Here is a 6,823-nt window from a genome sequence, read left to right as displayed (position 1 = left end):
TGCAGTTCCGGCAACGGCGGCAGCGGCGGCGCATCGCGCAGCACCGCCTCCAGCGCCAGCGAGGCGCGGATCAGCCGGTTGCCGTTGGCCAGCACCGATTCGGCCAGGGTCAGTTCGCGCAGGTTGCGCTTGCGCCGCGGCTCGCCGCGCAGGCGTTCGATCGAGGCCTGCGCGTTGGTGCGCGCGGTGCGCGAGGCCGCGCGGGTGTCCGGCAGCGCCTGCAGGCGGCCTTCCAGCACCGCATCGAGATGGTCGCGGTAGGCGAGCAGCAACTGCGCCAGGATCGCGCGGATGTGCTTGCGTTCCCAGGTCGGCCACAGCGCGTAGGCCGCCAGCGCCAGCGCGCTGCCGAGCACGGTGGCCTGGATGCGCTCGCCGATCGCCTCGCCCGGGGCCATGCCCTCGAACGACAGCAGCAGCACCAGCATGCCGGTCAGGCAGGCCACGCCGAGCCCGTAGTTGACCTGGGTCAGCAGGCGGAACCCCAGGCAGAACACGGTCAGCAACAGCAGCCGCACCACCGCCCCGTCCATCACGAAGTGGGCCAGCACGGTGGCCAGCAGCAGCCCGCCGAAGGTGCCGGCCACGCGCAGTGCGCCGAAGCTGAGGGTGCCGCCGAAATCCGGCTTGAGCACGATCGCGGTGGTCATCGGGATCCAGTAGCCGTGCGGGATCGCCTGCCAGCGGGCGAACAGCACCGCCAGCGCCAGGCACACGCCGCAGCGCAGCGCGTGGCGGAACGCCACCGAGGACAGCTTCAGATTCGCCCGCAAGGTCTGCAGCGGCGCCAGTGGACGCAGCGCCGCCGGCAACTGCGCCTCGGCCAGTTCGGCCTGGATCTCGCCGCGGCTGCTGGCCCAGCGGCCATTGCGCGCCAGCGCGCGCAGCTGGCCGCCCAGGCCCTGCGCACGGGCCACGGCGATGCGCAGCAGGCGGCGTTCGCGGGTGTCCTCGGTCTGCGCCTGCACTTGCGCCAGCGCATCCACCAGATCGTCGAATCCGGTCATCGACGCAGTGGCCGCGTCTGGGTCCTCGGCGCTGTCCAGCGCGTGCGCGAGCTGGTCCAGCACCACCGCGCTGCGTTCGAGCACGCGTTCGATCGGCAGCCGCGCGGGCGATCCTGCGTCCAGGCGTCCGTGCAGGTCGGCCAGGGTCAGCAGCTCCAGCCGCGCGCGTTCGCACAGCTCGGCGATGACCCGGAACGCCTGCACCGCACGCCCGCGCGAGCGGTGCTCGCCGTGCAGCATCACCATCGCCTCGAGCACCGCTTCGGTGGCCGGCGGTGCGGCGGTCGCGCCGGGCCGCTGGCGGGCGATGCCGGCCAGTTGCCGCATCAGGTCGGCCAGGGCGAAGCGTTCCGGGCGGTAGCGCTGCAGCGGCCAGGCGGCCAGCGCCATCAGCATCTGCAGTACGCCGCCGGCGAAGATCAGCGTGGCCACGCCGACGCTCTGCAGCGGCGGCAGGCGCACGTCGGCGCTGACCACCAGCAGGATCATGCTGGTCAGCCCGACCCGCGCCGCCACCGGGCCCAGCGCCACCAGCAGACCGCCGCCCAGGCCGAGCAGCAGCGCGCTCAGCGCCAGCGCCACGGTGTGCGCGCCGATCAGCATGCCCAGCAGCGCGGCCACGCCCGCCGCCAGCGCGGCCATCAGCATGCGCTGCATCCGCGCCCGGTACGGGCCGGGCTGGTCGGAGAACATGGTGTTGAGCGCGCCGGTGGACACCGCCAGGCCCAACTCGGCATGGCCGGCGGCCACGCCCAGCGCCAGCGGCGCGACCACCGCGGCGGTGTTGCGCAGGGCCACGCGCACCGGCACGTCGCGCGGCTTGAGTGCGATCAGGCTGCGCAGCATCGCGAGCCGGAACGGCGTTGGGGCAGGGCGGTCACGGCGCGTCGGCCGCCGGCCGCGGATGCACGTGGCCGCAGCGGGCGCAGGTGCGCAGCGATTCGGAGGCGTAGAAGCGCGCGAACACCGGCGGGAAGTCGGTCTCGATGTTCTGCAGCGGGAAGTAGGCTTCGTACAGCAGGTGGTTGCAGCGCTCGCAGAACCACAGCAGGCCGTCCTGCTCGTGCGGCAGGCGCCGCCGCTCGATCACCAGGCCCACCGAGTTCGCGCCGCGCTGCGGCGAGTGCGGCACCTTCGGCGGCAGCAGGAAGGTCTCGCCGGCGCGGATCGGGATCTCGCGCACCGCGCCGTCTTCCTGGATCTTCAGCACCATCTCGCCTTCGAGCTGGTAGAACCACTCCGGGCCTTCGTCGTAGTGGTAGTCGCTGCGCGCGTTCGGCCCACCGACCACCATCACGATGAAGTCGCCGGCGTGGATGCACTTGTTGCCCACCGGCGGCTTCAGCAGGTGCCGGTGGGCGTCGATCCAGGTGTGCAGGTTGAGCGGGCCGGGGAGCATGCGGATCCTTGATCGAGATGGCGGAGCGGCGCGCCGCTCAGCGGTCCTCGCGGTCCTGGCTGATGCGCGCCAGGGCGGCATCGTAGCGCGGCGCCAGGTCGTCGATGCGGTCAAGTTCCATGCCCAGGTCGTGCACGCGGCCGTCGCGCAGGCTGTAGACCCAGCCGTGCACGGTCAGTTCCTGGCCGCGCGCCCAGGCGTCGAGCACGATCGAAGTGCGGCTGACGTTGACCACCTGCTCGAGCACGTTGAGCTCGCACAGGCGCGCGTGCTGCACGTTGAGGTCGCCGGCCTGCTGCAGGCAGTGCTCGTGCTTCTCGGCCACATCGGTGACGTGGCGGATCCAGTTGTCGACCAGGCCCAGCCGCGCGCGGGTCAGGCCCGCGTGCACGCCGCCGCAGCCGTAGTGGCCGACCACCAGGATGTGCCGCACCTTCAGCACCTCGACCGCGAACTGGATCACCGACAGGCAGTTCAGGTCGGTGTGCACGACCACGTTGGCGATGTTGCGGTGGACGAACACCTCGCCCGGCGCCATGTCGATGATCTGGTTCGCCGGCACCCGCGAGTCGGAGCAGCCGATCCAAAGGTACTCCGGGGTCTGCTGCTTGGACAGGCGGCTGAAGAACTCCGGATCCTCGCGGTTGATGCGTTCGGACCAGGAGCGGTTGTTGTCCAGCAGTTGTTCGATTTTGCTCATAGCCCGGCATTATTCCAGAAGCCTGCGGCCGGTGCGCGGCGCGCGCCGACGCCGCTGCCCGGATCGCGGGGATCCGCATGCGCACGGCGTCTCAGTGCGCAGCCGCCGCCGGATCGGGCTTTTGCCGATCCCGCCGATGCGGCGCGCTGCGCAGACTTCCTCCACGCCCACACCGGGCATCAGCGGAGGATCCCATGGCCGACTTCAACGCGTTCTTTCCGACCCTGCTCAAGCACGAGGGCGGCTTCGTCAACGATCCGGTGGATCCGGGCGGCGCCACCAACAAGGGCGTCACCCTGGCGACGTTTCGCTTATACGCCAAGAGCCTGCTGCAATTGGAACCGACCCTGGACAACCTGCGCGCGCTCACCGATGCGCAGGCCGGGGTGATCTACAAGACTTGCTACTGGAACGCGGTGCACGGCGACGAGATCGCGCTGCAGCCGCTGGCCAACATCCTGTTCGACTTCCAGGTCAACGCCGGCAACAACGCCATCAAGCTGCTGCAGCGCGTGCTCAACGCGCAGGCGCCGGCGCTGCAGCTGCCGGAGGACGGCAAGTTCGGCCCGGCCACCCTGGCGGCGCTGAAGGCCGCCGACCAGCGCGATCTGTACGCACGCTACAAGCAGGGCCGGCGCGACTACTACCAGCGCCTGGTCGCGGCCAAGCCGCCGCTGGGCAAGTTCCTCAAGGGCTGGCTGGCGCGCACCGACTCCTTTCCCGACCTGAGCTGAGTGCGCGCGCGGCAAGTGCCGCCGATCCGCTGCCGTCGCCGACGGCGGCCTTCTTTCTCCAGGAGCGACCATGGCTGGACCGACCGCATTGAACGACCTGATCGAAGCGCTGGCCGGCGCCGTGATCGAGGCGCAGGACCGCATCGAGCAGCACCAGATGGCCAACCTCGGCGATTACTTCGACGAGTTCCACCGGCCCAAGAGCGTGATCATCCGCCTGCCGTCGCAGCACCCGCAGGCCGCCGAAGGCGACGAGGACTACTACCGCGCGCCGCTGCTGCCGCTGGTCTCGACCAACGTGCTGCGGATCAAGGACGTGGAGATCAGCTTCGATGCGCAGCTCGGCGACCTCGGCGGCCTGCAGTCGGCCGACGGCTTCTTCGCGCCGGAGTCGCCCGGCCCACGCGGTGCCTGGCAGGCCAAGCGCACCGCCACCCGTTCCAGCGTGCGCGTGGATACCAGCGCCAGCGCGCGGAGCCAGCGCCAGAGTGCCGTCCACGTCGTGTTGCGCGTGGAGGGGACCGAACCGACTGACGGAGCGGCCAGATTGCTGAACCATCTGGCGCAGACGCAGGGCGTGTTCAAGACGGTCATGGCCGACAAGCCGGACGTCGCGGGCACGGACGATGTAACCAATCCCACCAACTGAAGGAGTCACTGCAATGGCTGACGAACTCGTCAATATGTCAAGTCAATTCAAGGGTCTGCCGATGGGCGACCTGATCGGCGGCCCGCTCGATGCGGCCTGCGACGCGCAGGTCAAGCTGGCCCGCGCCACCGCCGATTTCATCCGCGTCATCGGCTTCCTGCCGCCGGACAACCCCGACCCGAAGAATCCGCAGGCAACCGGCGCCACCCGTACCGCCAGCTTCCGCTTCAAGCGGCCGGTCGACGACCCGGACAAGGCCGGCGGCATCGCCGAGGAGGAGGTCGAACTGGAAGTGCCGCTGCTGGCCATCGTCAACGTGCCCAGCCTGAGCATCCAGACCGTGGACATCACCTTCGACATGGAGGTGAAGTCGTCCTTCTCCTCGAAGGAGAAGACCGATGCCTCGGCGTCGATGTCGGCGGACGTGGAATACGGCTTCGGCCTGTTCAAGGCCAAGGTGCATATCCAGGGCTCGGTCTCCACCAGCAAGGAGAACACGCGCAGCTCGGACAACTCGGCCAAGTACCACGTCTCGGTGCATGCCGCGGACAAGGGACCGCCGGAAGGTCTGGCGCGGGTGCTGGACATCCTGCAGACCTCGGTGGCGCCGCGCAAGATCGGCAAGCCCGAGCCGGTTCCCGCGTAAGTCCATAGCGGTCCGTTGAACCATCTCGTCGGGGGACTCGTCAACGATGTTCGACCTTACTGAAGTCAAGTTCGTCAAGCGGGTCGTGGTCGGCAGCGACAACCCGACGCAGATGCAATCGCCCGAGCAGATCGAAGCCGCGCGGGCCTTGCTCAACCGCTGCCTGAGCGATTCGCCGAAGGGCGCGATCATCGGCACCGAGAAGAATTTCGCCGTGCTGCAGATCGGCGAGCACCAGGTGGTGATGCAGTGGCTGTGCTACCACGTGGGCTTCCCGCGCAAGCCCGGCTGGATGAAGGACGACTGATGGCCAGCCTGCGCTGCGAGTTCGACCTGCTGCTGCAGGGGCTGTCGGCGGCCCTGCTGGATGCGCAGCGGCGCTGCCGCGCGCGTCACGCACAGGCCTTGCGCGCCTGCTTCGGCGCAGGCGAGACGCTGCCGGTGGCGACGGACGCGGCCGAGCCGCCGTCGCTGCAGATCCCGTTGTGGGAGCTGCGCGCCTGGCAATTGCCGCAGATCGGCGAACTGGCCCTGGCCTTCGACGTCGAACTGGACGTGGAGGAGGTGCCGGACGAGGCGCCGCGCCTGCTGCTGCAGGTGTTGCCGCGCCGGCCGCGGCGGCCCGGGCACCGCCTGCAGATCCTGTTCCGCGGCACCCACACCCCGGTCGGCGAGGTGTTATTCGACGGTCAGCGGCTGAAGCTGTGGCAGCTGTCCGATGCGCCCGCCCCGCACGATTCCGCCCAGGAGACCGCACATGCGTAGACACGGCTTCATCCTGTCCCGGCACGACACCGACCTGTGGTGCCGAGAACTGCACATCGACTTGCGCTCGCTGGCCCGCGCGCAGCGGCTGCGCCGGCGTCGACGCCGGGCGCTGTGGCTGCTTGCCGTACTGTGCCTGGTGGCGGCCGTGGTGGCGCTGCTCTGGTTCGGTCTGTCCTGACCGTGCCCATCGTTTCCTTTCGTATCCAACAGGAGAGTCGCATGCGTATCCGTTCGCGTGGTGTTGCGCGTTTCCCGCTCTGGCTGGCGCTGTGCCTGGCCATGCCGTTCGCCGCCGGTGCCGACGCGCTGCCGCCCGGCGAATGGAGCGGCACCCTGGCGCTGGATGCGCAGCGCCTGGCCGCCGTGCGCCTGGTCCAGCGCGAGGGAAATGCCAGGCTGATATTCGCCTCGCCGTTGAACTGCGTGTTGCTGGTCAAGCCGCAGCCGGGTGCCGGTTTCGCACTGGAGTCGGTCAATGGCGGGGCCTATTGCGACAAGCTCATGGGCAAGCCGCTGCGCCTGCAGCGCAGCGGCGACGACCTGCGCTTGAACGTCGACGGCAAGGATCTGCCGGTGGTGCTGCATGGCGATCCGGGCCAGCCCAGCCCGCTGCAGGGCAAGTGGCGAGGGATGATGCGTCCCGACTCCGGCGATAGGGCGATCGACGTGGAACTGAGCGTCGCCGCGACGTCGCAGGCACCTGGCAATCCCACCGTGCAACTGCGCTATGGCCCGCCGCGCCAGTGCCGTTTGGAGGGGCGTTACGTTGGCGTGCGCGAGGCAACGGCGCTGTATTCGCTGGGCATCGCCGATGGCGGCTATTGCGATCGCCTGAGCGACGGTCAGCTGACCCTGCGCGTACGACCGGACGGCAAGCTCGACCTGCAGACCGTGGACCGCGCCGGGACGCGTCGCGAAAG

The 6,823-nt window shown here is 69.7% G+C and carries 9 protein-coding genes and 1 pseudogene; 7 read left to right on the top strand and 3 right to left on the bottom strand.

What is annotated here, in order from left to right:
• The 3 genes from D588_RS24170 to can form a co-directional block, all read right to left on the bottom strand.
• Positions 1-1,853, bottom strand: a 1,853-nt coding sequence (locus tag D588_RS24170; protein ID WP_017915426.1) for an FUSC family protein, incomplete at its 3' end; no start/stop codon positions are given.
• 31 nt (positions 1,854-1,884) lie between these two features.
• Entirely contained in the window at positions 1,885-2,406 is a 522-nt protein-coding gene (locus tag D588_RS0106635; RefSeq protein ID WP_017915425.1) for a 3-hydroxyanthranilate 3,4-dioxygenase, read from the bottom strand.
• A 37-nt stretch (positions 2,407-2,443) separates the two neighbouring features.
• Positions 2,444-3,106: a carbonate dehydratase gene (gene can, locus D588_RS0106630; RefSeq protein ID WP_017910923.1), complete on the bottom strand. Its 663-nt coding sequence runs from the start codon at positions 3,104-3,106 to the stop codon at positions 2,444-2,446.
• A gap of 194 nt (positions 3,107-3,300) precedes the next feature.
• Between can and D588_RS0106625 the strand changes: the two are divergent.
• The 7 genes and pseudogenes from D588_RS0106625 to D588_RS0106595 all read left to right on the top strand — a co-directional run.
• Positions 3,301-3,932, top strand: a pseudogene (locus D588_RS0106625) (glycosyl hydrolase 108 family protein).
• The gene (locus D588_RS0106620) at positions 3,911-4,489 is read left to right on the top strand and encodes a DUF2589 domain-containing protein (RefSeq protein ID WP_173003349.1); all 579 of its coding nucleotides are present in this window, start codon (positions 3,911-3,913) and stop codon (positions 4,487-4,489) included. Before D588_RS0106625 ends, D588_RS0106620 begins: the two are co-directional and overlap by 22 nt.
• A gap of 13 nt (positions 4,490-4,502) precedes the next feature.
• Positions 4,503-5,135 (top strand): DUF2589 domain-containing protein, encoded by a 633-nt coding sequence (locus tag D588_RS0106615; RefSeq protein ID WP_026143450.1) that lies wholly within the window; start codon positions 4,503-4,505, stop codon positions 5,133-5,135.
• A gap of 46 nt (positions 5,136-5,181) precedes the next feature.
• Positions 5,182-5,442 (top strand): hypothetical protein, encoded by a 261-nt coding sequence (locus D588_RS0106610; RefSeq protein WP_017910927.1) that lies wholly within the window; start codon positions 5,182-5,184, stop codon positions 5,440-5,442.
• Positions 5,442-5,900 (top strand): hypothetical protein, encoded by a 459-nt coding sequence (locus D588_RS0106605; protein ID WP_017915423.1) that lies wholly within the window; start codon positions 5,442-5,444, stop codon positions 5,898-5,900. Before D588_RS0106610 ends, D588_RS0106605 begins: the two co-directional genes overlap by 1 nt.
• Positions 5,893-6,081, top strand: a complete 189-nt coding sequence (locus D588_RS0106600) for a hypothetical protein (protein WP_017910929.1) — start codon at positions 5,893-5,895, stop codon at positions 6,079-6,081. The genes D588_RS0106605 and D588_RS0106600 overlap by 8 nt, the downstream gene beginning before the upstream one ends.
• A gap of 41 nt (positions 6,082-6,122) precedes the next feature.
• The coding region (locus tag D588_RS0106595; protein WP_017915422.1) for a hypothetical protein at positions 6,123-6,823 on the top strand (701 nt) is incomplete at its 3' end.

Source organism: Xanthomonas sp. SHU 308 (assembly GCF_000364645.1).
Taxonomy (GTDB): domain Bacteria; phylum Pseudomonadota; class Gammaproteobacteria; order Xanthomonadales; family Xanthomonadaceae; genus Xanthomonas_A; species Xanthomonas_A sontii.
The sequence above is the reverse complement of the archived record's forward strand: the minus strand, read 5'-3'. Positions and strand labels throughout refer to the sequence as shown.

Coding starts and splice junctions, on each gene's coding strand:
- D588_RS0106635 (WP_017915425.1), bottom strand. CDS start 2,406: ATGCTCCCCGGCCCGCTCAACCTGCACACCTGGATCGACGCCCACCGG.
- can (WP_017910923.1), bottom strand. CDS start 3,106: ATGAGCAAAATCGAACAACTGCTGGACAACAACCGCTCCTGGTCCGAA.
- D588_RS0106620 (WP_173003349.1), top strand. CDS start 3,911: ATGGCTGGACCGACCGCATTGAACGACCTGATCGAAGCGCTGGCCGGC.
- D588_RS0106615 (WP_026143450.1), top strand. CDS start 4,503: ATGGCTGACGAACTCGTCAATATGTCAAGTCAATTCAAGGGTCTGCCG.
- D588_RS0106610 (WP_017910927.1), top strand. CDS start 5,182: ATGTTCGACCTTACTGAAGTCAAGTTCGTCAAGCGGGTCGTGGTCGGC.
- D588_RS0106605 (WP_017915423.1), top strand. CDS start 5,442: ATGGCCAGCCTGCGCTGCGAGTTCGACCTGCTGCTGCAGGGGCTGTCG.
- D588_RS0106600 (WP_017910929.1), top strand. CDS start 5,893: ATGCGTAGACACGGCTTCATCCTGTCCCGGCACGACACCGACCTGTGG.